This is a genomic window from Mesorhizobium sp. B2-4-19 (assembly GCF_006441315.1).
In the GTDB taxonomy this organism is placed as follows: Bacteria; Pseudomonadota; Alphaproteobacteria; order Rhizobiales; family Rhizobiaceae; genus Mesorhizobium.
The window spans coordinates 33,628-55,445 of record NZ_VFUV01000019.1; the positions used below are offsets into that span (position 1 = coordinate 33,628).

18 protein-coding genes are annotated in these 21,818 nt (G+C 64.1%); 6 read left to right on the forward strand and 12 right to left on the reverse strand.

Annotation, left to right across the window (positions count from 1 at the left end; all coding sequences use genetic code 11):
- Positions 1 to 232: 232 nt before the first annotated feature.
- On the reverse strand, positions 233 to 682 hold the full coding sequence (locus FJ546_RS25540) for an ester cyclase (RefSeq protein ID WP_140891846.1): 450 nt from the start codon (positions 680 to 682) through the stop codon (positions 233 to 235).
- Positions 683 to 904: 222 nt separating this feature from the next.
- Here FJ546_RS25540 and FJ546_RS25545 point away from each other — a divergent pair, with 222 nt between their 5' ends.
- A complete protein-coding gene (locus FJ546_RS25545; protein WP_140891847.1) occupies positions 905 to 3,004 on the forward strand; it encodes an EAL domain-containing protein in 2,100 nt (699 codons plus the stop codon).
- Here the strand turns inward: FJ546_RS25545 and FJ546_RS25550 are convergent, their stop codons facing one another.
- On the reverse strand, positions 3,005 to 3,196 hold the full coding sequence (locus tag FJ546_RS25550) for a hypothetical protein (protein WP_181168084.1): 192 nt from the start codon (positions 3,194 to 3,196) through the stop codon (positions 3,005 to 3,007).
- A 190-nt stretch (positions 3,197 to 3,386) separates the two neighbouring features.
- Here FJ546_RS25550 and FJ546_RS25555 point away from each other — a divergent pair, with 190 nt between their 5' ends.
- The gene (locus FJ546_RS25555) at positions 3,387 to 4,112 is read left to right on the forward strand and encodes a 3-keto-5-aminohexanoate cleavage protein (RefSeq protein ID WP_140891849.1); all 726 of its coding nucleotides are present in this window, start codon (positions 3,387 to 3,389) and stop codon (positions 4,110 to 4,112) included.
- Positions 4,113 to 4,125: 13 nt separating this feature from the next.
- Here FJ546_RS25555 and FJ546_RS25560 read toward each other — a convergent pair whose 3' ends face one another.
- Both FJ546_RS25560 and FJ546_RS25565 read right to left on the reverse strand, forming a co-directional pair.
- Entirely contained in the window at positions 4,126 to 5,640 is a 1,515-nt protein-coding gene (locus FJ546_RS25560; protein ID WP_246686958.1) for an AMP-binding protein, read from the reverse strand.
- Between the two features lie 38 nt (positions 5,641 to 5,678).
- Entirely contained in the window at positions 5,679 to 6,494 is an 816-nt protein-coding gene (locus tag FJ546_RS25565) for a p-hydroxycinnamoyl CoA hydratase/lyase (protein ID WP_140891851.1), read from the reverse strand.
- Between the two features lie 158 nt (positions 6,495 to 6,652).
- Here FJ546_RS25565 and FJ546_RS25570 point away from each other — a divergent pair, with 158 nt between their 5' ends.
- Complete coding sequence (locus FJ546_RS25570) at positions 6,653 to 7,081, forward strand: MarR family transcriptional regulator (protein WP_246686959.1); 429 nt, start codon at positions 6,653 to 6,655, stop codon at positions 7,079 to 7,081.
- Between the two features lie 7 nt (positions 7,082 to 7,088).
- Here FJ546_RS25570 and FJ546_RS25575 read toward each other — a convergent pair whose 3' ends face one another.
- The 3 genes from FJ546_RS25575 to FJ546_RS25585 form a co-directional block, all read right to left on the reverse strand.
- Positions 7,089 to 7,772 (reverse strand): YoaK family protein, encoded by a 684-nt coding sequence (locus tag FJ546_RS25575; protein ID WP_140891853.1) that lies wholly within the window; start codon positions 7,770 to 7,772, stop codon positions 7,089 to 7,091.
- The gene (locus FJ546_RS25580) at positions 7,769 to 8,902 is read right to left on the reverse strand and encodes an FAD-binding oxidoreductase (protein ID WP_140891854.1); all 1,134 of its coding nucleotides are present in this window, start codon (positions 8,900 to 8,902) and stop codon (positions 7,769 to 7,771) included. The genes FJ546_RS25575 and FJ546_RS25580 overlap by 4 nt, the downstream gene beginning before the upstream one ends.
- Positions 8,903 to 9,048: 146 nt before the next feature.
- Positions 9,049 to 10,044 carry an ornithine cyclodeaminase family protein gene (locus tag FJ546_RS25585; protein ID WP_181168085.1) on the reverse strand — a complete coding sequence of 332 codons (996 nt, stop codon included), beginning with the start codon at positions 10,042 to 10,044 and terminating at the stop codon, positions 9,049 to 9,051.
- A gap of 129 nt (positions 10,045 to 10,173) precedes the next feature.
- Between FJ546_RS25585 and FJ546_RS25590 the strand changes: the two genes are divergently transcribed.
- A complete protein-coding gene (locus FJ546_RS25590) occupies positions 10,174 to 10,635 on the forward strand; it encodes an Lrp/AsnC ligand binding domain-containing protein (protein ID WP_019859344.1) in 462 nt (153 codons plus the stop codon).
- A 345-nt stretch (positions 10,636 to 10,980) separates the two neighbouring features.
- Here the strand turns inward: FJ546_RS25590 and FJ546_RS25595 are convergent, their stop codons facing one another.
- From FJ546_RS25595 to gcvA, 4 genes are all read right to left on the reverse strand, one after another.
- Positions 10,981 to 13,671, reverse strand: coding sequence for an EAL domain-containing protein (locus FJ546_RS25595; RefSeq protein WP_140891855.1), 2,691 nt, complete (start codon positions 13,669 to 13,671; stop codon positions 10,981 to 10,983).
- A gap of 958 nt (positions 13,672 to 14,629) precedes the next feature.
- Complete coding sequence (locus FJ546_RS25600) at positions 14,630 to 15,043, reverse strand: hypothetical protein (RefSeq protein ID WP_140891856.1); 414 nt, start codon at positions 15,041 to 15,043, stop codon at positions 14,630 to 14,632.
- Between the two features lie 511 nt (positions 15,044 to 15,554).
- On the reverse strand, positions 15,555 to 16,064 hold the full coding sequence (locus FJ546_RS25605) for a DUF2867 domain-containing protein (RefSeq protein ID WP_140891857.1): 510 nt from the start codon (positions 16,062 to 16,064) through the stop codon (positions 15,555 to 15,557).
- Between the two features lie 187 nt (positions 16,065 to 16,251).
- A complete protein-coding gene (gene gcvA / locus FJ546_RS25610; RefSeq protein WP_140891858.1) occupies positions 16,252 to 17,151 on the reverse strand; it encodes a transcriptional regulator GcvA in 900 nt (299 codons plus the stop codon).
- Between the two features lie 127 nt (positions 17,152 to 17,278).
- On the opposite strand from gcvA, the gene FJ546_RS25615 reads away from it, so the two are divergent.
- Both FJ546_RS25615 and add read left to right on the forward strand, forming a co-directional pair.
- Entirely contained in the window at positions 17,279 to 17,983 is a 705-nt protein-coding gene (locus FJ546_RS25615) for an SDR family oxidoreductase (protein WP_140891859.1), read from the forward strand.
- A gap of 276 nt (positions 17,984 to 18,259) precedes the next feature.
- Positions 18,260 to 19,252: an adenosine deaminase gene (gene add / locus FJ546_RS25620; protein ID WP_140891860.1), complete on the forward strand. Its 993-nt coding sequence runs from the start codon at positions 18,260 to 18,262 to the stop codon at positions 19,250 to 19,252.
- Between the two features lie 37 nt (positions 19,253 to 19,289).
- Here add and FJ546_RS25625 read toward each other — a convergent pair whose 3' ends face one another.
- On the reverse strand, positions 19,290 to 21,725 hold the full coding sequence (locus FJ546_RS25625) for an EAL domain-containing protein (RefSeq protein ID WP_246686960.1): 2,436 nt from the start codon (positions 21,723 to 21,725) through the stop codon (positions 19,290 to 19,292).
- Positions 21,726 to 21,818: the final 93 nt, after the last annotated feature.

The following is a 21,818-nucleotide window of genomic DNA, read 5'->3' on the forward strand; positions in this document are numbered from 1 at the left end:
GGGGTATTTCTCCGATGAAGTATTACTATTCAATTACACTTTTGGACGGATAAAAAATACAAATATTGGATGCTTATATTTCTTCCCTTTCCGTCAAGGATTCGTTGACGAAGATGCCATCGTCGAATGCAGAAGTAGCGACTGCGCCGGCGCGGTTTCCAAACCCGAAAGGTTGCCGGGCTTCGGCCGCGGTCGAAGCGGGCCACCGCCTGGCCGGCGATGGCCCTGTGGATCAGGCGGCCCTGATCAGGCCGAGCTGCGTCAGCGCCGCGACGCCGTCGTCGAGGCCGATCTCCTCGACGATCCTGCCGTCGATCACCTTCAGCACCGTGGTGCCGGTGAAGCGCATGGCGCGGCCGGTGGCGGCAGGCAGCGAACCGGCGAGGAAATCGCCGAAGGCCGGGCCGGTATGCGTGCCGCCGCCCTCCCACTGGCCGACGACGTAGTCGCCCTCGGCGATGAGATCGGCCGTAGCCCAGAAGTTGAGATCCGGGAAGGCGGCGCGGAAATCGGTCATGAAGGCCTTGATGTCGTCGCGGCCCCGGCGCGGCTCGTGCAGCGAATATTTGAGCAGCATGTCGGGCGCGGCGATGTCGTCGACGACGGACAGGTCGCAGGTTTCACCCCAGAAGTCGGTGAACCATCTGACGACGACGGCCTTGTTGTCTTCCTGTTTGGTCATTGGGAGCGTCCTTTCGTGTTTGGCTGGGGTCATCCGCGGTGCCGCTGATGACCTGGGCATTCCCTAGGCCCATCGGGGGAGCGCAAAACTCCGGTTCTTGCCGGCCAATCGAAAGACGGGGCGCCAGGAATATTGCAGGCGGGAAGGCATGCTTCTCGGTAACTGTTTCTTCTCTGGTTTTGTCGCAGATTGCCCGCGGGTGGAGCAGGGCGAAAACAGACGATGGCGCGTCAGGGCAAGAAAAGTCGCAACGGAGCGTTCTGGGCCAAGGCCCTGGAGCGGGCCCATCTTGGCGTCTGGGATTGGGATCTCCGCACGGGCGACTGCTTCTATTCGCCGACCTGGGCGCGAATGCTGGGCTACGAGCCAGATGAACTCGCCAACACCAGCGATTTGTGGCTGGAGCTCACCCATCCCGACGACCGCGAGCGGGCGCTGGCCAGCGGCGACCGCCACATTGCCGGACTGACCGATGCCATCGAGACGGAAATGCGGCTGAAGCACAAGCTGGGCCACTGGGTGTGGGTGCTCGACCGCGGCGGCATCGTCGAACGCGGCGCCGACGGGCGGCCGCTGCGGCTGATGGGCGTGCAGACCGACATTTCGAAGCAGAAGGCGGCCGAGGCCGCGCTCGAACAGGTCACCATGCGCTTCCGTCTGGCGCTCGCCGCCAGCGGCACGGGCATCTGGCATTACGACATCGCCACCCACAAGAGCTTTTGGGACGCCCGCACCAGGGAGATGTTCGGCGTCGCCGCCGATGCCGACGAGGTGCCGGCCAACCTCTGGCACAGTTTTCTGCATCCCGACGACAAGGAAGCCACCGAGCGCGCCCACCAGCCGCCACCCGGCTCGAGCGGCGTAACCGCCTCGCAATACCGCATCGTCAAGCGCGACGGCGAGATCCGCCACATCGAATCGCTGGTGCGTTACGTCGCCGCCGCGGGTGCTGACGGCCAGATTCTCGGCACCGTGCGCGACATCACCGAGGACAAGCTGCGCGAACAGGAGCTTGCGTTTGCCGCCCGCCACGACGCGCTGACCGGCCTTTGGAACCGCGCCGCCTTCGACAGGCTGCTTGCCGACCACATTGCCACGGGCGAGCCGCTGGCGGTGTTCTATGTCGATCTCGATTACTTCAAGGCGCTCAACGACTTCGCCGGCCACGCCGCTGGCGACCTGGCGCTGAAAAGCGTGGCGGCGGGCATTGGCCGCTGCCTGCCGCCATCGGCGCATGCGGCGCGGCTCGGCGGCGACGAGTTCGCTTTGCTGGTGCCCCATTGCGACGCGGCGCAGGCCGAGCGGCTGGCCGGGGCCATACTGGCGGCCGTGCGCGGCGCCGATCTCGGCCTTGCCGCGGCCGCGCGGCGGCTCGCGGCAAGCATCGGCATCGCTATCGTCAACGACCGGGTGACCACGGTCGCCGATGCGCTGGCCTGCGCCGACGACGCCTGCTACGCGGCCAAGGCCGCCGGGCGCGACCGCTTCGCGGTGTTTTCGGCCGAGGCCAATTCCGGCGGCCTCAACGCGGCGCGGCTCGCCGCCGACACGGTCGACGCCATGGAGGACGGAAGGCTGAAACTGTTCGGCCAGGAGATCCACCGGCTGGGGCGGCCCTGGCAGGAAAACCGCCATGTCGAGGTGCTGGCGCGGCTTGCCGGACGCGGCGGCAAGCTGATTCCGCCCAGCGAATTCATCCCGGCGGCGGAGCGCTTCGGCATAGCCGCCAGGCTCGATCGCTGGATTATCCGCACCGCGCTGTCGCGGCATGGCGCGGCGATGAAGTCCGGCGCGATCACGCTCGGCTTCAACCTGTCGGCGCAGACGCTGAGCGATCCCGGACTGTGGGACTTCGTCGACAGCATCATCGAGGAGACCGGGGCGCCGCATTCCGGCATCGGCTTCGAGATCACCGAAACCGCCGCCGTCACCAATTTCGACGCCGCCGAGACGTTCGTGCGCAAGGCGCGCGAGCGGTGCTGCAAGGTCAGCCTCGACGATTTCGGCGCCGGCATGAGCTCGTTCGAATATCTCAGGCGCTTTCCGGTCGATGCCATCAAGATCGATGGCTCCTTCATCGAGCACATGGCCGAGAGCCGCTTCGACCGCGAGATCGTCTCGGCCATATCAGGCATTGCCCGCAGCGTCGGCTGCGCCGTCGTGGCCGAGAAGATCGAGCAAGCCGAGACGCTCGTCATCCTGCAGGCGATGGGCGTCGATTTCGGCCAGGGTTTCCTGCTGCACCGGCCCGAGCCGCTGGAGCAGATCGTCGCGCGCGCCATCGGGCCGGCAAGCGCGGCACCGGCCCGCAAGGCGTCCTAATCAGAGTTGCCGCATCATCGCTTGCGGAAATTCCAGCACAGCGGTCTCGGGTCGCCTGTGCTGGGCTTCCGCCACCGTCTCGATCAGGAGGTCGAGGGCCTCGCATGCCGAGCGGCTCGTCTCGTCATTGCCGCGCAGATAATGATAGGCGCGTTCGAGATGGATGCGGGCGGCTGAAAAATCGCTGCTCAATGGTTCCCTCCATGATCCCGCCCTGATTTATCTTGGCCGGCCCGGCGGAATGTGGGGTAAATATCCACAGGCGGTTTTTATTCAAATGCCGATGGATCTTGGCCGCGCTGTCAGGAGAGGCAGCGCGCGACGCTTGGCCCTGCCTTGTCGGGCGACTAGACTGCCACCTCCCTTGTCCGAGGTGACATTGATGATCGTCCAGGCCTGCATCAACGGCGCGCGTCCGCGCGACTTTCACCCGAAGCTGCCGCTTACGGCGCAGGCCATGGCCGGCGATGCGGCGGCCTGCGTCGCGGCCGGTGCCGGCGAACTGCACATCCATCCGCGCGGCGCCGACGGGCACGAAAGCCTGGCCGCCGTCGATGCGACGGTGCTGGCCGCGCGCCGGGCCTGCCCGGGCACGCTGGTCGGCGTGTCGACCGGCGCCTGGATCGAGAACGATGTCGCGCGCACCCGCGCGGCGATCGCCGGCTGGCGCGAGCTGCCCGACTATGCCTCGGTCAATCTCTCCGAGGCCGACGCGCCCGCCGTGATGGAGCTGCTGCGCCAGCGCGGCGTCGGCATCGAGGCCGGGCTCGCCACGACAGAAGACGCCGAGCGGTTCGTGGCGCTCGCCGACCATGACCGGGTGCTGCGCATCCTGATCGAGATCGACATACCGGACCTTGCCTTAGCACTCGCCGAGGCAAACGGTATCGCCGCCGTGCTCGAGCACGCCGAAGTGCGGCGGCCGATCCTGCTGCATGGCGTCGACGCCACCGTCTGGCCGTTCGTCGAGCTGGCGCGCCAAAAGCGGTGGTCGACGCGGGTCGGGCTGGAAGACGGCAAGACGCTGGCCGATGGAACCGTGGCGAAGGACAATGCGGAAATCGTCGCGGCCGCAGTGGCGGTTTTCCGCTCCGCGTCCGCCGGCTGACCTGCGGTCTGCCTCAGCCCTGCTTGCGGACCGGTGCCGTCCACGCGCGCAAAATGTGTTTCTGGATCTTGCCGGATGCGGTGCGCGGCAGCGTATCGGTGAGCAGGAACTCTTTCGGCACCTTGAAGCGGGCGATGCGGGCGCCGCAATGACTGGCCAGATCGGCCGGATCAACCACGCATCCGGCTTTGACCACGACGAAGGCGCGCCCGACTTCGCCCCAGCGCGCGTCGGGGACGCCGATCACGGCGGCTTCGGCGATGCCTGGATGGTCGAGCAACACGGTTTCGATTTCAACGGGATAGACGTTCTCGCCGCCGGAAATGAACATGTCCTTGCGACGGTCGACGAGAGTGATGAAGCCTTCCTGGTCGCGCCGCGCGATATCGCCGGTGCGGAACCAGCCATCGGCGGTGAAGGCGCGCTCCGTCTCTTCCGGCCGGTTCCAGTAACCTGGCGTGATGGAGGGGCCGGACAGCCATATCTCGCCGGGCTCGCCTGCCGCGACATCGCGGCCATCGTCGTCGACGAGGCGCAGCCCGATCGTCGGCGCCGGCAGGCCGGCCGAGCCTGCCTTGCCGGCGATGCGGTCGGCCTCGACGGGCATGCCAAGCACCGTGCCGGCCTCGGTCATGCCGAAGCCGTCGGCCATGCGCACGCCCTGGGCCAGCCACCATCTGATATCCGTGGCCGGGTTGGGCGCGCCGCCGGTGAAGATTGCGGTGAGCGCGGTCCAGCGCGACGGCGTGAAGTCGGGGTGGTCGCGCAGCATCCCGGCCATCTGCGGCACGCAGAAATAATGGGTGACGCCAAGAGCCGGATCGGCGAGGCGGCGATTGGTGGCGCCGGCATCGAAGCCGGGCGAGATAAGCACGGTGCCACCCTGAAGCAGCGTCGGACGCAGGCTGGTGATGAGGCCGATGACATGGAACATCGGCGCATCGCAGAGGAAGATGCTGGCATTGCCGACGCGGCCCAGCACGCCGAAATTGACCGCCGTGGCGAAAGCATTGCGCTCGGTGACGATGACGCCCTTCGGCCGGCCCGACGTGCCCGATGTGTAGAGGATGACCGAGGGCGCATCGTCGGCGGGCAGGGGACGGCGCGGCGCCGGCGTCTCTGCCTCGACCGCCGCCGCGAAGGCGGCGACATCGACGGGGATGCAGCGCCCGGGCAATGCCGCCTGCAGGACGGCGTCATGCAACAGCAGCGCCGGATCGCAATCGGCAAGGATCGCCTGCTGTTCGGCACTGGCAAGCCGCCAGTTGACCGGCACGAAGATGGCGCCGAGCCGCATTGCGGCCTGCTGCAGGATCAGGAGATCGGCGCTGTTGCGGGCAAGCGTGGCGATCCGTTGCCCGGGCTTGACGCCGTAGCCGGTTTCGAGAACGCCGATGGCTCGCTGGATGGCCTCGTCAAGCGCGGCATAGGTCCAGCGCTGGCCGGAGGCCAGGTCGACGCAGGCAACACGGGCCGGCTGCGCGCCGGCATGCAGGGCCACCGGGTCAGAAATCGTCAAGGCCGGCATGCGCATCTCCTCCCAGATTGCGTCGTTGGCTTATCGCGTCATCTGGCCTTGTCGTAAGCGCCGAGGCCCGGCTTGTAGCTCTTTTCGTCGATGAACTGGCGGATGCCTTCCTTGCGGCCTTCATTGTCGTGGGAATTTGCCGCCTCCTGGGCGCGGACCAGATAGTCCTCGGCATTGTCGTAGGTCATGTCGCTCACGCGGCGGATGGCGTCCTTGGTCGCCTTCAGCGCGATCGGGTTCTTCTTCAGAAGGATGTTGGCGACCTCGGTGACCCGTGTCTTCAGGTCCGCCAGCGGCAGGCTTTCATTGATCAGCTTCCAGGCGGCGGCCTTCCTGCCGTCGATCAGTTCGCCGGTTAGTGCGTGATACATGGCGTCACGCATCGACAGCAGGTCGACCACCACCTTGGTGGCGCCGCCGCCGGGCAGGATGCCCCAGTTGATCTCGGACAGGGCGAACTGCGCCTCATCGGCGGCAAAGGCGAGGTCGCAGGCGAAGAGCGGGCCATAGCCGCCGCCGAAACACCAGCCATTAACCATGGCGATGGTCGGCTTGCCGTACCAGCGCAGGCGCCGCCACCAGCCATAGGCTTCGGATTGCGCCTTGCGGACGGCGCCAAGCCCCTTGGCTTCGGTCTCGCGGAAATACTCCTTGAGGTCCATGCCCGCCGACCAGGCGCTGCCTTCGCCCGACAGCACGAGCACGCCGACATCGGCGCGGTATTCGAGTTCGTCGAGAACCTCCATCATGCGCCGGTTGAGCGTCGGGTTCATGCAATTGCGCTTGTCCGGCCGGTTGAAGCGCACCCAGGCGATGCCGTTCTCGACGTCGAAGGCAACGGTCTCATCGGTCATGGTCGGTCTCCTCTCGTTCCACCACTGCTATGGAAAATTGCTATGGGGCATAGCTACCTTGATTGCTATGTCGCATAGTCTTTTTCGCTTGACAAGAGCCGGCATCGCGGCGATCGGTTGGCATGGACGAAACCCAGCCTCACACCGGGCCAGAAATGATGTCCGACGACGCGCTCGATGCGCAGATCGGCTACAATCTCAAGCGCGCCTCGGCTTTCGCGCTCAATGATTTCGCGGTCGAACTGACCGATGCGGGCCTGCGCCCGGTGACCTATGGCATGCTGGCGCTGATCGATGAGCGGCCAGGCATCCGCGCCGCGGAACTGTGCCGTCTCCTGGGCATGAAAAGCGCCAATATGGCGCCGCTGCTGGCGGAACTGGAAGAGCGCGGGCTGGTCGAGCGCGACGACCATGCCGAGGACAGGCGCGTGCGGATGCTGACCCTGACGCCGGCGGCCAGACAGGCGATGCCAGGCTGGCGGCGACAGGTTCGCCGGCACGAGGACAGGTTTCTGCAAAGGCTGACGAAGAAGGAGCGGGCGACGCTGCTGCGCCTGCTGCGCCTGATCTGGACGGACGAAGGTTGAGGGCTGCCTATTTGGCTTCGCCGTCCGGCGCGGAAAGCCGCAGCAACAGGGCGAGCAGCGCGATCACCGGCGGGACGATGAAGCACCAGACATTGGCATAGGCAAAGCCGAGGGCGGCTGCCGCGCAGCCGGCGGCGAAGACGGCGACCGCCGCAGCCATGCGCCGCAGGCGGGCAATGAGCGCCGGGCGGGCTTCCGGGGCCGTGCCGCCGATGAGATCGGCTAGGTCGATCATGATCTGGGTGGTGGTGCCGGTCATCAGCGTCGAAGGCGGGGCTGCCGCCAGATGGACCCGGTGCACCGCGTTCTGGATCGCCATGGCGGCGACCAGCACCATGCCGGTGACGATGGCGGCCGCGCTGTCGCCGCTGGCGAAGGGGCCAAAGCGGATCGCTAGCGCCGCGCCGATGACAAGCAGCGCCAGTTTGGTCGCCAGCAGCACTCCGAGCGCCTGATGTCCGCGCCGGCGCAAATGCTCGCCGGCCAGCCGGGTCAAGATGACGACGATGCAGAACACCGGCAGCGCCAGCAGCTTTGCCAGCACGCCCGAAATGCCGAGCACCAGCGAGGCGCCGAGGGTGACGAAATTCCCGGTCACATGCGCGGTGAACAGGCCTTGCAACGCCAGGAAGCCGGCTGTGTCGACATAGCCGCCATTGAGGCTCAGCAGCAGCGGCAGCGTAGGCTTCATGGCGTCGTCGCCGGGAAGAGGAAACGGTCGGGCGCCAGCGCCGCGGCGGTGACGCCGCGTGCCGTGACGTCCTCCGGCAGGGGCTCGCCGCGCATCAGCGCCGCGCCCAGCCTGGCCAAGGTCAGCGACACCTGAAAACCATAGCCGCCCTGGCCGCCGAGCCAGAAGAAGCCGGGCAGGCGGGGGTCGAAACCGGCGACCGGCGTGCGGTCCGGCGCGAAGGTGCGCAGGCCCGCCCATGGCGTCGACGGACGGCCGATGCGCATCGACGTCGCCTGCTCGATGCGGTCGACGGCGATGGCGACGTCGATGTCTTCCGGCCAGGCGTCGCAAGGCTCGGAATCGGTCTCGTCGGCGAGCGAGCCGATCAGCCTGCCGGCATCGGGCTTGAAGTAGAATTGTTCGTGCAGGTCGACCACCAGCGGCCAGCTGGCGATGTCGGTGCCGGCGGGCGCATCGAACAGGAAGGCGGTCCGTCGCTTGGGCTGGAAGCCGAGGCCGGAGAGCCCGGCCAAGCCAGCGACGACATCGACCCAGGCGCCGGCGGCGTTGACGACGATGTCGGCTGGATAGACGCCGGCGCTTGTCTGCACGCGCAGGCCGCCGCCGTCTTGCGAAATGGCGCGCACCTCCTCGCCGGTGCGGATCGTGCCGCCGCCGGCCTTCAGCGCCGAGGCGCAGGCCGCAAGCATCTTGCCGGTGTCGATATCCACGGCGTCCGGCTCATAGACGCCGCCGCTAGTGGCTTCAGTGGCGATGGCGGGAACCAGCGCGTGGAGCTCGGCCGCCGAAAGCCGGCGCACGCTGGGCACCAGCGCCTGCAATTCATCGGCCAGCTTGTCGATCGCGGCGCCGTCGCCTTTCCAGCCGACATGCAGCGCGCCGCGCCGATGGGCGACGAAGCCGCCCTCGACGATTTGCTGCCGGCTGGCCAGCGTCAGCGCGCGCACCAGCCGGTTGCCGTAGGTCTCGGTGAACAAAGCGGCGGAGCGGCCGCTGGCGTGGTAGCCAAGATGCGGCTCGCGCTCGAGGACAGTGACGGAGGCCCAATCCCGCACGGCCGCCGCAAGCGACAGGCCGGCAATGCCACCACCGATGACGACGATCTTTCCGGGAGGATTCGACTGCATCCATCAGTCGTAAAAATGATTTCGTATCCAGTCAAACGCGATCTTCCCCCCGGTCGTTCGCGCAGCCATTTCTGCCCGCTCTACGGGGAGAAATCGCAGGCGGGGCAATGAGGGCAGCGCCGGCTCCGACGATCGGCAGCCCTCCTCTACAAGGTCACAGCCCGCCCCAGTCCTCGCCGAACCGCCTCGCGATAAGCGAGATCCGCCGCCACCAGATCCTCCATGGCAACACCCATTGCCTTGTAGACGGTGATCTGGTCGGCGCTGATCCTTCCCGGCCGCAGCCCAAGCAGCATCTCGCCAAGCTCGGTTCCGGTCTGCGGATCGATGCCATCGAGTTCGCAAGAGCCGACCGGAGTAGGCGCGAAGGCGTCCCTGGTCTCGACGAACAGGCTGGCCCGGCCGACAAGCTCGACCGGCAGCTCGCCGCCGGGGGGTGCTACGCCCACCGACGAGACATGCGTGCCGGGGCGCAGCCATTCGGCCGAGATCACCGGCTGGTAGGAATGCGTTGCCAGGCACACGACATCCGACGAGCGCACCGCGGCCTCGAGATCGCTGACGGCGACGACGCCCGGATGCAGCGCTGCCAGCGCCCGCGCGTCCGCGAACTCCTTCGAGGCGACGCGAATCTCAGTGAAGTCCCGCACCAGCGGCAGAAGGTGCAAGTGCTGGCCGGCCTGCACGCCGGCGCCGACCACCGTCGCGACCCTGGCGTCGCGGCGGGCCAGTTCCCGCACCGAGAGCACAGCCGAGCCGGAGGTGCGCACGGCGGTAATATAGGTGCCGTCCATGACACAGACCGGCATGCCAGTTTCCGGGTCGAACAGATGGATCGTGGCGAGATGGCTGGGGATCGCCCGGGCGATGTTGCCTTCGAAGACGTTGACGATCTTCACCGTCAGATGCATGCCCGCCATCCAGGCCGGCATCGCCAGCGAATAGCCGGCCCGCGGAATGTCGAGCTGCGGCCGTGCCGGATTGACGATCTCGCCGCGGGACAATGCCTTGAAGCCCTCCGCCAACGCATCGAGAAGCTGGCGCAGGTCGATGCATGTTCTCACCTCGGCTTCGCTCAGCATGAGCACGGCCGTGTCGCCCTTGGTAAGGGCATTGCGGGAGGTCCGTATGGTCGATGTCATGGGATTTGCCTTGGTCGGGTTGCGTTGCCCGCCAACGGTATTGCCACTCGACAGCGTGATGAAATATGCTGTTTTCGCGATTTTTGCGTGATAATCGCGCTATCTGTGTTCGGAAAGTGTGAATTCAAAATGGACGATCTCGACCGCATCGACCGCTCGTTGTTGCGCTTGCTGCAGGAGGATGGCCGTCGCACGACGCTCGATCTGGCCCGCCGCGTCGGCCTGTCGCCGACCGGGGCGGCGCAACGCATCAAGCGGCTGTTCGCCGAAGGCTTCATCCGGGCGGTGCGGGCCGTTCTCGACCCGGCCCGGATCGGGCAGGCGCAACTCGTCTTCATCGAGGTGCGGCTCGATCATACGGCGCCGCATGTCTTCGACCGCTTCGCCGAGGCGGTTGTGCGGGCGCCCGAGATCATCGAATGCCACATGGTGGTCGGCGGCTTCGATTATCTGGTCAAGGCGCGCATCGCCGACATGGCGATGTTCCAGGATTTCCTGCAGCGGGTGATCCTGCCGCTGCCCGGCGTCAGGGAGACGCATACCTACGCCTCGATCGCCAATGTGAAGCCGGACGCATTGCTGCCGATCTAGTGGATTGATCGGGACAGACGAGTCCGATTGGGGATTCCCGATGTTGCGTGCCTGTGCGACGATGCGAGATGCGTACCGGTATCAGCATCGTCGTCACAGCATCGGATAGGGCCCGGCTTGAGGCGCTCGTCGCGGCGCGGTTCGTCGCAAAAGCACGTTTGGCGGGTGCGAAGATCTAACTCTGAAATCTTGCCGTTCGCGCGTCGGTGGGCGCTCAGTTGGTGCACTATCTCCAGAGTAGCCGCGCTTCGACTCCGAGGACGCGCTTGCAACACAAGCAAGTGAGTCCTGGAAATTGATATTAGGCCAGCGGAACATACCTTCAGCGTTCAGCAACGCAAGCGATCAAAGCTCGTGGCTGGCATGGTTTTCGTTGAGCAGGTGGACAATCTCGGCTGCAGAGACTGGCTTGCTGAAATGATATCCCTGCATTTCGTCGCAGTTGTTGTTGCGCAGGAACGCGATCTGTTCGTCCGTTTCGACGCCCTCGGCAATGACCCTGAGGTTCAGTTTCTGGCCGAGCGAGATCACGGCGCTGGTCACGGCCTGATCGTTCGCGTCGGAGGCGAGATCGTTGATGAAGGACTTGTCGATCTTCAACCGCGCCACGGGGAAGGTCTTGAGTGCGCTGAGGCTCGAATATCCCGTTCCGAAATCGTCGATCGATATCTGGACACCTAGGCTTTGCAGCGCGTTCATCGTCGCGACTGCCATCTCGGTATTCTGCATGATCAGGCTTTCGGTCACTTCTAGCTCGAGATATTTCGGTTCTAGTCCGCTATCCTCCAGTGCCGCGACGACACGATTGATCAGATTGCTTTCCTTGAATTGTCGCGCCGACACATTGACGCAGATTACCATCGGCTGCAGGCCCGCGTCCTGCCAGGCCTTGTTCTGCCGGCAGGCCTCGTGCAGCACCCAGTCGCCGATCGGAACGATCAGGCCCGTCTCCTCGGCCATCGGGATGAATTTCATCGGCGAGATCAGGCCCAGCGTCGGATGCTGCCAGCGGATCAGAGCCTCGACCGCGAAGACACGGCCGGAGCGAAGATCGACTTGCGGCTGATACAGAAGCGTGAATTCAGCACGCAACAGCGCGTTGCGCAATTCCTCCTGCAGCAGGAATTTTTCATGGCTGGTGGCGTTGAATTCGGGCGCGTAGAATTGGAAATTGTCGCGGCCAAGCTCCTTGGCCCGGTACATGGCCACATCGGCATTGGCCAGCAGCGCGTCGGCATTGGCTCCGTCCGTGGGGTAGTTCGCCACGCCCATGCTGGCTGTCGTCCTGAGATGATGTTCGCCCAGTTGAACCGGCTCCGCGATCGCCGCACGGATTTTCTGCACGGTCGCGGCAACAAGGTCGGCATCCGGATCCTGATCGAAAAGCACGACGACGAATTCATCGCCACCGAGCCTCACGACGGTGTCGGTCGCCCGTACGCATTCGACCATCCGACCGGCAACGGTCTTCAGCAGAACGTCTCCGGCATTATGCCCGAGCGTGTCATTGACGAGCTTGAAGTTGTCGACATCGATGAACACCACGCTCACCCAGCGGTGATAGCGCTGCGCATAAAGGATCGCCTGCGAAAGCCGGTCCGCAAGCAAGGCGCGATTGGGAAGCCCAGTCAGCGTATCGTGGTTGGCCATGAAATGAATGCGGTCTTCGGCAAGCTTGCGCTCGATGGCAATGCCGGCGATACGCGTGGTGAAGTCGATGAGGCTGATCTCGGCCTCGACCGGCTCGCGCACCGTCGTCGAATACATGGCAAAGACGCCCAGCACCGCGCCGGTATGCGACAGGATCGGCGTCGACCAGCACGAGCGATAGCCATACGGCTCGGCGATGCCGCGATAGTCATCCCAGAGGGGATCTATCATCAAATCGGCCACGATTACCGGCTCGCGGCGGAAGGCGGCGGTGCCGCAGGACCCGGCCTTGGGACCAATCTGGACGCCGTCGATGGCGCTCGTGTAGTCCTTTGCCAGGCTGGGTGCCGCGCCATGCCGCAAGTGACTGCCATCCTTGTCGAGCAGCAGAACGGAGCCGAATATCCCATTCAACTGGGACTCTATGAGGCGAACGAGGCGATCGAGCACGTCCTCGAGCGGGGCACTTGCAGCGATCATTTCCAGAATCTGCGCCTGACCGTTCCGCAGGTCGTCTGCTTGCTTGCGCTGTGTGATGTCGCGGGCAATGCCGACCAAGCCGAAAATCTCGTTCAGGGCGTTGCGCAACGGCACCTTGGTCGACGACAGCCACTTGCCGGTGCCAGAGGCATCGACAATGAATTCTTCCTCGTCAACCATCGGCTGACCGCGACGCAAAAGGTCCTGCTCGCAGGCGCGAAACTGCCGGGCGAGTTCAGGCGCATGCAGGTCGAAATCGGTCAGGCCGATCATTTCGCCCGTCCGCCGGCCGCTGTCGGCGGCAAGTGCCCGGTTGACCACAACGAAGCGGCTTTCGGTATCCTTGACCCACAGATAGTCAGGAACCCAGTCAATCAGCGCCTGCAGTGAAACGCGTTCATTGGCGACCAGGCGGCTGGTGGCGAGTTCGGTGATATCCTCGTGCGTCGCCACCCAGCCGCCGTCGGGCATCGGCTGATGGCACACCTGAATCGTGCGGCCGTCCTTGAGTTCGGCGGTCCATGTCGTCGAACCGCTGCCAGCATTGATCGAGCGCGCGAAAGCGAGATAGGCCTCGCCGGTCCTTGACAAAGTCTCGGCGGCGAGCTTCAGTTTGACGATCTCGCTGAGCATCACACCCGCATGCAGTTTCTCGGGCGGGAGTCGATAGATTTCCGCGTAGCGGCCATTGCACAGGATCAGCCGTTCGTCGACATCGAAGAAACAGATGCCTTGCGAGATGTTGTCGAGCGCCGTCTCGAAGCGCCACGATTGCGCTTCTAGTGCCGCATTGGCGGCGCGAAGCTCGCTCACCAGATTCTCATACGAGACGACCGCCAGTTTCGACAGCACGGTGAGGGCTTGGTCCGCCGCCTCGGCAGTGCGCTTGGATGATTTCGGGGCCAACAGAGTTCCTCCGGTTCGGCCTATTGGGCAAGTAAAATTGGCCGAGAACGAGTCAAACAAATTACAACCTAGTTGAGATCTACTAATTGTCGGTGAAGGCTCTCGGATGACTGGTTGTTAGCCAGTCACCGTCGGGACCACGGACGCATCCATGTAGAAGCCAATGTCAGAATCTTTTTCCCGGTTATTGCAAACCGCAGTTGCGGTTGGGGCGCGATCCGGAAAGTTCGAAAAACTTCCACCCAAGACGATAGCAAGGTCCGCGAAGAGGTAACGCTATTGCAGGTTACCCTATCCGGGTTTCAATAATCACGGCGCCAAGGCCGCGAACATACCAAGGCACTTCGGCCGCCAGAACCATTCCGGGTTCGATACCTCGGTTTCTCCGCTGTCTAAGAAGGGCCACTCTTCTACCAAACAAATCCGATCCAAAACCGTGACCGAAATAAGCCACGCGATATGTGTCGAAGTCCGAGCTTTGCATGGAGCGCATTGCCGCCTAGTGGATTTGACGGAAACTCCGCGCCGATCCGAATTGCCTCTCGAGCCCCGCTGCGCCTCTTCGATAGCTGAAAACAGAACTCGACCACGCAACCCACATGGAGCTTGATCAGATCGCCACCATGGATCGGCTTGCCCGGTCCGCAGGCATCCGGGCCTATATAGTAGCCGAGAACCACGTGTCGACCGTCGCGTTGGGAAACCGCATGCGCGCGTCAGCGATGGTGGCTGCTCGCCATTTCACGGCAAGCTCCTGGGCGGGGTCCCAGGATTAGGCATTCCGAGGACGGCTACAAGCAGTCGTGCGTCGGTCGCGCTACGCAAAACACGATGCTTGATCACTATCAGCAGACCAAGAACCTGCCGGTCACCTACGGCCCGGAGAAGCTCAGATTCTTCTGAACCGCCAGCAGCATGCAGTGCGCAAGCTTGCCCATCCGCGTTCGGATCGGCGATCTCACGAGAAGAGTTCACCCGACTGCTCGAACAGCGAATCGAGCTCGTCCGACGCCTGCGTATCGAACAGTGTATCAAGCGTTTCACGAACCATGCGGCTCTCCTCGATCAAGCGTTCGATTTCCCGCGCGTCGAGAAGCCGATTGAAGCGACAGCTGACAGTGTCCGCTGTACGATGCACGGTGTAACAACCGATTAGTTCCGCCGCATCTCGTCCCAACTGAAGGTAAAAAAAATCCGGCGTGGCGATACTGCCCACAAGGAGGGACGCCCCGCCCTCGGAAACATCGCGCAAATCGAAAGTCGCTTCCATCACCTCCTTTAGCCCATGTGTCGGGAAGACCATCCGGACCGCGAGACTGATGCTCCGCCTGGCCCATTGTCGCCTTTCTGGTCCGGCCGGTTCGTCCATCATGGGCAGTCCTTCCAATGATGGACCAGACGCCAGGTGGTGACCGTGCCCGGGATTGCAAGCAACGCAACGAATGCTGAAACGTCCGGCAAGACCTTGAAATGCATCGGTAAGGGAGCGCGCCGCATGCAGTTCTCCAAGACCTGACTGGACTGCAAATGCGGCGGCATATGCCGAGGTCTAGGTCCGTAACGATCTAATAGAGTGTATAGCTATCAGCTAGTCTTTAAAGATTTCCTAGTACCCACGAAACGAACTTCAACCAGAGAAGATGACATGGATCGCTGAACCGTATCGCGCGAGTAAATAAAGTAGTTGGCGCATTCTGCGGGCGTGAAAGGTCCCTTCGTCTGGCGCGCCGATCCAGACGAAATCATCGCCGCCGTCAGGCGTGGGCACCAAACGTTGGAATCAATCGACTAGGACGTGGACTTATTAGCGCCGAGCCGTAGCCTGGACGCCATACGCCCGAAAGCGGACGTAGCGAATCTGGTCCGGCCTGCGGCGCGCGACCTCACAGCTCAGCTGGCCAGCCCGATCGCTCGGCTCGACGCAAAGACGATTTTACGACCAGGCGATGGAAAGGCGCAATTCCCGCGATATAGGCCCGCCCTCCCAAATGATTGAAGGTCACGACCGTTGTGGCGACAAGCCGGCGGCACAACGCGGACTCTTCAACCAAGACGGACAAACGGAAGTCGAGATGGCGATCGTCCTCGCCAAGAATAATCTCATGACGCCGCCGATCGTAGACCCGAAAGAAATCGATCCTGTCGGTCGCAGCGTCATCGCGCAACTCAGACGATGTCTTAAGACCAAAACCCGCAACCAAGGTGTCGCTGAGAGCTATCAGCCAGCCAACCCACCGCGCCTGACCCATAAGCATATGGGCGGCGAGGCGTTCGGCGTCGCCCGTCGCATGGCTCGGCAGATCGATCGCGAATGCGTCAGCGAAGCCTGCCTCGGCATAGAGCGGCCTAAGCGCGGAATGTTGCGGCAAATCGACTCGTGCAACGCGCGTCATGGATGGTCCGCCCCGGACTGAATGGAAGCGAAGAGGTGGTGCATTCCAATAGCACGAACGGGCTCTCCATCAAACGTAGCAAGGAACTCTGCTGTTGACCCCTCCGCGACCTCGGGCAACGTCCGCTCTTCCGCGGCTTGGGGATGGGCGGACACAGGGTCGGCAAGCCGCTTAGTGAGTACGCGCCCTAGACCGGCGGCCTTTCCCCGGCGTCCAGCAGCCATTGCCGCACGGCCTGTGTCGGTTCGGGGTGGCGCTGCTTTCTCGGCATCACGACATGAAAATCCTGCGTGCCGCGCATTTCGCCGCTGACCGGCTGGACCAGGCGGCCGGCGGCGAGGTCGGCGGCGACGAGGAAGCGGCTGGCCAGCGCTATGCCCTGGCCGGCGATGGCCGCGTCGATGGCGAGGCTGGTCTGGTTGAAGCGCATGCGTTTGAGCTCGGCCGTCATCTTCAGGCCGACTGCCTTTTCCATGAATTCGGGCCACAGATTGTGCGCGTCGTGCAGCAGCACGTGATGCTGGATTTCGCTCGCGGCGATTTCGGTTGCGCCGGCCGGCAGCAGGGCCGGGCTGCAGATTGCGACGATCTGCTGGGGAAACAACAGGTCGACGATCAAGCCCGCGCCGAAGGGCGGGCGGCCTTGCCGCACCGCGATGTCGACGCCGTCGGCCTGGAAACTCGACAGGCTCTCGCTGGCCAGCACGCGCAGGTCGACCAGCGGATTGTCGGCCATGAAATCCTGCAGCCTTGGGATCAGCCATTTGGTGGCGAAACTCGGCGTCACGCTGATCGTGAGGCGTGCCGGCTCGGGACGCAGCAGCAAGGTTGCCTCCGAGATCAGGTCGAAGGCGCGGCGGATGTTGGGCACATAGGCGCGGCCTTGATCGGTCAGCGCCAGGCCGCGCGGCAGCCGCTCAAACAGTTTCGTGCCGAGATGGGTTTCCAGGCCGCGAATGTGCTGGGCCACCGCGCCCTGGGTCACGTTCAGCTCCTCGGCGGCGACGCGGAAGTTGAGATGGCGCGCCGATGCCTCGAAGGCGCGCAACGCATTCAGCGGCGGCAGGCTCAGGAAGGCTTCGGGCATGCAGGAGATTTTCTACTGGTTGATTTCAGGCATTCTGGTTCGAACCGGGCGGCAGAACCAGCTATATCACCGTTCAAATCCCGAAAACACCGGTTGCGGTGCTCGCCAACCCTGAGAGGAAAATCCGATGAGTGTAGAAAAAGTGGCTGTTGTCGTGGCCGGTGGCAGCGGCATGGGGGCGGCGGCGGCCAAGCGCCTGGCGGCGGATGGGTTCAAGGTCGCGATCCTGTCCTCCTCGGGCAAGGGCGAGGCGCTGGCCAACGCGTTGGGCGGGCTCGGCGTCACCGGCTCCAACCAGTCGAATGAAGACCTGCAGCGCCTCGCCGACCTGACGCTGGAGCGTTTTGGCCGCATCGACGTGCTGGTCAACAGCGGCGGCCACGGGCCGCGCGCGCCGATCCTGGAGATCACGGACGAGCAGTGGCGCACCGGCATGGACGTCTATCTGATGAACGTCATCCGGCCGGTGCGCATCGTGGCGCCGCAAATGGTCAAGCAGAAGGGCGGCGCCATCATCAACATCTCGACGGCCTGGGTGGCCGAGCCGAACGCGATGTTCCCGACTTCGGCCGTGTTCCGCGCCGGAGTGACCGCCTACACCAAGATCTTCGCCAACACTTATGCATCAGACAATGTGCGCATGAACAATGTGCTGCCCGGCTGGATCGACAGCCTGCCGACCGTCGAAGAGCGCCGCGACAACGTGCCGATGCAGCGCTACGGCACGATGGAGGAGGTCGCCGCGACGATTGCGTTCCTGGCGTCGGAGGGGGCGGGCTATATCACCGGCCAGAACATCCGCGTCGATGGCGGTGTTATCCGGGCGCTGTGAGGCGTCGACCGGGCTTGGGTTCCTCGCCCCCACGGAAGGGGGCCGCGCAGCGGCCGGAGAGGGGGCCTTCGTAAGGCAAAGACGCTGCTCAGAAAGCTCAGGCCACGGTCGCGCCAGTCCCCCGCTCCGTCTCGGCTTCGCCGAGCCGCAAGCGGGGGCGAGGAACCGGGGAGGCGCTGCCACTCTCGCGGCCGATACGCAATTCTTTCAATCATTTCTTGAAGCCGGCACCAGCCGTTTCATGGTTTGATGATTCCAGCCAAGAAGGGGGCGTCATTGACCGATTTCATCGGACTGCCGAAAGCCGAAGTGCACATCCACATCGAGGGCTGTTTCGAGGCCGACGATGTGATCAGCAACTGCCAGCGAGCCGGCATTCCGCTGCGCGCGCCGCGCGACAGGCTTTTCGAAGCCCATGACCTCAAGAACTTCCTCGAGATGCTCGATTGGTTGTGCGGGACCTTTCGTACGCGCGAGCAACTCGCCACCACGGCTTACAAGTTCGCGCAGCGCATGGGCCGAAGCGGCGTGCGCTACGCCGACGTCATCGTCAATCCGACGCACTGGCCGCACTGGCACAAGGACATTGCGGGGATGGTCGACGCGTTCGACGCCGGTTTTGCGGCCGCCGAACAGGATGGGCACCCGCCGGTCGGGCTTTGCGTCAGCCTGCTTCGCACCCAGTCGGCGGCGGAGGCGATCGAGCTGGTGGATCTGCTGAGCGGGATCAGGCACAGGCGCGTCGTCGCCCTGTCGATCGACGGCAACGAAGCGGCTGCCGGCCGCACCGGCCCGCGCTTTGCCGAGGCGTTTCGCCGGGCCGGCGCGGCGGGTTTGCGGCGCACCGTCCATGCCGGCGAGTCGAGCGGCCCGGAAGGTGTTCGCGACGCCATCGACCTGCTGGGCGCCGACCGCATCGACCATGGGGTGCGGGCGATCGAGGACCCGGAGCTCGTCGACTTGCTGGCGCAGAGGCAGATTCCCCTGGGCATCTGTCCGGTCTCCAATCTGGCGCTCGGCGTCTATCCTTCGCTTGCGCAACATCCGATCGATGCCTTGCGCAAGGCCGGTGTTCCGGTTTCTATCAACACCGACGACCCGTCGCTGCTCGCCACCACGCTCGAAACCTCCTACGCGGCCTGCGCCGAGGCTTTCGCCTGGGACGACGAAACCATCCGCCAGCTCGCCGCGACATCGGTGCAGTCGAGCTATGCCGACCCGGTGCTGAAGGCGCGCATCCTGACCGAGCTGGCGGCCTGGCGGCGCTAGCGCCGCTGCCGATTTCGCCATCGTGCCCTCTGGCAGATTACGCGGTCAGGGCTTCCGGCTGGTCGAAAAGCGCATGAAGCTCGGAGACCGGCATAGGGCGGCCAAAATACCAGCCCTGGACATCCGTGCAGCCATTCTCCTTGACCAGCCTGTACTGGTCCTCGGTTTCGACGCCTTCGGCGGTCGTCGTCATGCCGAGCGTGGTGCCGAGTTCGGCGACGGCCTTGACGATCGCCCGGCTTTCGCTGCTCTCGCACATCAGGCTGACGAAGCTGCGGTCGATCTTGATGCGGTTGAACGGGAACGACCTGAGATAGCTCAGTGAGGAATAGCCGGTGCCGAAATCGTCCATGGCTATGGAGATGCCAAGGTCGCGGAGGCTGTGTAGCGTTCTCACCGTATTTTCGTTGTTCGCCAGCAGCACCGACTCGGTGATCTCCAGCTCGAGTCGCGACGGCAGCAGGCCTGAGGCCGCGAGCGCCGCGGCAACCTGAAGCGACAGCCCCTGCTGTTTGAACTGGGCCGGCGAAAGATTGACCGCAACCTTGACGGGCTGGGGCCATTTCGCGGCGTCGGCGCAGGCACGCCGCAAGATCCACTCGCCAAGCGCGTCGATGGCGCTTGTCTCCTCGGCCAATTGGATGAACTCCGACGGCGCCAGCAGGCCGAGGCGCGGATGGTTCCATCGCACCAGCGCTTCGAAGCCGGTGAGCTGCGAGGTCTTTGCGTCGTGCAGCGGTTGATAATGCAGAACGAACTGTTCCTTCTTCACGCCGAGCGACAGTTCGGATTCGAGTTGGCGCCGCTCCTGCAGTCTTGCGTCCATTCCCGGCTCGAACGACCTGCAGGTGCCGCGGCCTTCCATCTTGGCTTTGTACAAGGCAAGGTCGGCATTGCGGATAAGGGTTTCCGAATTTTGCCCGTCGTCGGGGAAGACGGCGATGCCGATGCTGCCGCCAATGTTGATCTTGTGGCCCTGGATGGAGAATTCGTCGGACAGGGCATGAATGACGCGGGTTGCCAGCACGCCGGCCTCGTCGTTGCCGTCGAGCAGGAGCTGAAGGATGACGAACTCGTCTCCGCCAATTCTGGCCACCATGGCGGTTTCGCCGGCATGATGTTTCAACCGCTTCGCCACCGCCCCGAGCAGCTCGTCGCCGATCGGATGGCCGAGCGTGTCGTTGACCGGCTTGAAACGGTCGAGATCGACGCAATGGACGGCCAGCTTCTCGTCGTCCCTGAGGCTTCGCAATGCCTCGTCCATCGTGTCGGCCAGGAGACCTCGGTTGGGCAGGCCGGTGAGAATATCGTGCGTGGCGAGGTGCTGAATCTGGGCGGTGCGTTGCTCGACCCGACGCTCAAGGGTCTCGGCGGCCTCGACCTGCATCGACATCGTGCGCCCGATCGCGTACCAGCAGGCCAGCGCCAGCAGCGTGACCATCGCGACCGCCGCATAACCGGCCAGCTCGAATTCACGCACGGACTGGACGTCCAGGTTGTTGTCGAACCGGCTGTTGGGGAACCCGGCCCACAGACGCCATGCGCTTCTGGGATCGTTGAGCGAGAGCGGAATGACTTCGGAATAGATCAGCTTGGGGTCGGCCGCCGTGAAGGCACGGGAATCCACCGCCAGGGCCGTCGACATCTTGTGCTGGTCGGATTCAAAGCCGTAGGCTGAATTGACGATGACATAGTCACTGCCCGGCAACAGTTTGCGCAGCGCCGAGGTGAGCATGATCGCCGAGACGGAGCCGCGCAGGCTGCCATCCTGGCCGAAGACCGGGACCGAAAGGATGAAGCCTGAGCGGTCGGCATCATTGCCGGTCTGGATGAAATCGGTGTTGTCGCAGGTGATGAGCTCCTTGGTGCCGATGATCGGCACGTTGAGCCCGTCAATGGCGCTCGAATTCGGATAGTTCGCCTTCAGCCAGGCGAGCTGTTTGCCCAGCTCGCGGTATTCATAGGTCTCGATCTCCTCCGGAGGGCGGATCAGGGCATTTTGGTCCAACTTTCCGCGCTTCGCGTCGGCAGCGGCCTGCGATCTCGCCTTGGCATTCACGATCAACTGGTCGAACTGGAGGATCGGCTCCTCCAGCTTGCTGGTCGCGGCATCGAAGCGGTCCGGGTTGAAATCCAGCGGCAGGAAGTAGACCTCGGAAATCGAGACATTGTTGGCGAGGTTGTTGTAGATCTGCTGGATTGTCGCGCGGCCTTCGTCGCCCAGATTTGTGCCGTGCCGGTCGAGGTTCCGCACGCTGGGCAGATAGGTCAAGGTCCGCACATTCTCATAGACGGCCCGCAAGGCGTCTTCGACGGTCTTGGCCGTCGCCCTGGAAGCTGCCTGGGAGTTCTCGACATAGCGCTCCTTGGCCAGCGCGAAGTTTCGCTGGGCATCGATATGCAACGCCGCCAGCGTCGCCGCGCCGGTCAACAGGATCACAACAAACCCGGCCGCTCGCCTGAATGCGTTCATCTGCGTCCCACCATCGAGTGACGAGGAATACCGCAAGGCAGTTTAGGAAGCGCTAATGGGATATGTCTTTCTTTACCGGTCCCAGGCGTTGCG

What these genes read in the sequence shown, in the direction of transcription:
- FJ546_RS25545 (WP_140891847.1), top strand. Translation starts at nt 905, where the DNA reads ATGGCGCGTCAGGGCAAGAAAAGTCGCAACGGAGCGTTCTGGGCCAAG.
- FJ546_RS25615 (WP_140891859.1), top strand. Translation starts at nt 17,279, where the DNA reads ATGAGTGTAGAAAAAGTGGCTGTTGTCGTGGCCGGTGGCAGCGGCATG.
- FJ546_RS25570 (WP_246686959.1), top strand. Translation starts at nt 6,653, where the DNA reads ATGTCCGACGACGCGCTCGATGCGCAGATCGGCTACAATCTCAAGCGC.
- FJ546_RS25600 (WP_140891856.1), bottom strand. Translation starts at nt 15,043, where the DNA reads ATGATGGACGAACCGGCCGGACCAGAAAGGCGACAATGGGCCAGGCGG.
- FJ546_RS25605 (WP_140891857.1), bottom strand. Translation starts at nt 16,064, where the DNA reads ATGACGCGCGTTGCACGAGTCGATTTGCCGCAACATTCCGCGCTTAGG.
- FJ546_RS25560 (WP_246686958.1), bottom strand. Translation starts at nt 5,640, where the DNA reads ATGCCGGCCTTGACGATTTCTGACCCGGTGGCCCTGCATGCCGGCGCG.
- FJ546_RS25565 (WP_140891851.1), bottom strand. Translation starts at nt 6,494, where the DNA reads ATGACCGATGAGACCGTTGCCTTCGACGTCGAGAACGGCATCGCCTGG.
- FJ546_RS25540 (WP_140891846.1), bottom strand. Translation starts at nt 682, where the DNA reads ATGACCAAACAGGAAGACAACAAGGCCGTCGTCGTCAGATGGTTCACC.
- FJ546_RS25625 (WP_246686960.1), bottom strand. Translation starts at nt 21,725, where the DNA reads ATGAACGCATTCAGGCGAGCGGCCGGGTTTGTTGTGATCCTGTTGACC.
- FJ546_RS25575 (WP_140891853.1), bottom strand. Translation starts at nt 7,772, where the DNA reads ATGAAGCCTACGCTGCCGCTGCTGCTGAGCCTCAATGGCGGCTATGTC.
- gcvA (WP_140891858.1), bottom strand. Translation starts at nt 17,151, where the DNA reads ATGCCCGAAGCCTTCCTGAGCCTGCCGCCGCTGAATGCGTTGCGCGCC.
- FJ546_RS25590 (WP_019859344.1), top strand. Translation starts at nt 10,174, where the DNA reads ATGGACGATCTCGACCGCATCGACCGCTCGTTGTTGCGCTTGCTGCAG.
- FJ546_RS25555 (WP_140891849.1), top strand. Translation starts at nt 3,387, where the DNA reads ATGATCGTCCAGGCCTGCATCAACGGCGCGCGTCCGCGCGACTTTCAC.
- FJ546_RS25580 (WP_140891854.1), bottom strand. Translation starts at nt 8,902, where the DNA reads ATGCAGTCGAATCCTCCCGGAAAGATCGTCGTCATCGGTGGTGGCATT.
- FJ546_RS25585 (WP_181168085.1), bottom strand. Translation starts at nt 10,044, where the DNA reads ATGACATCGACCATACGGACCTCCCGCAATGCCCTTACCAAGGGCGAC.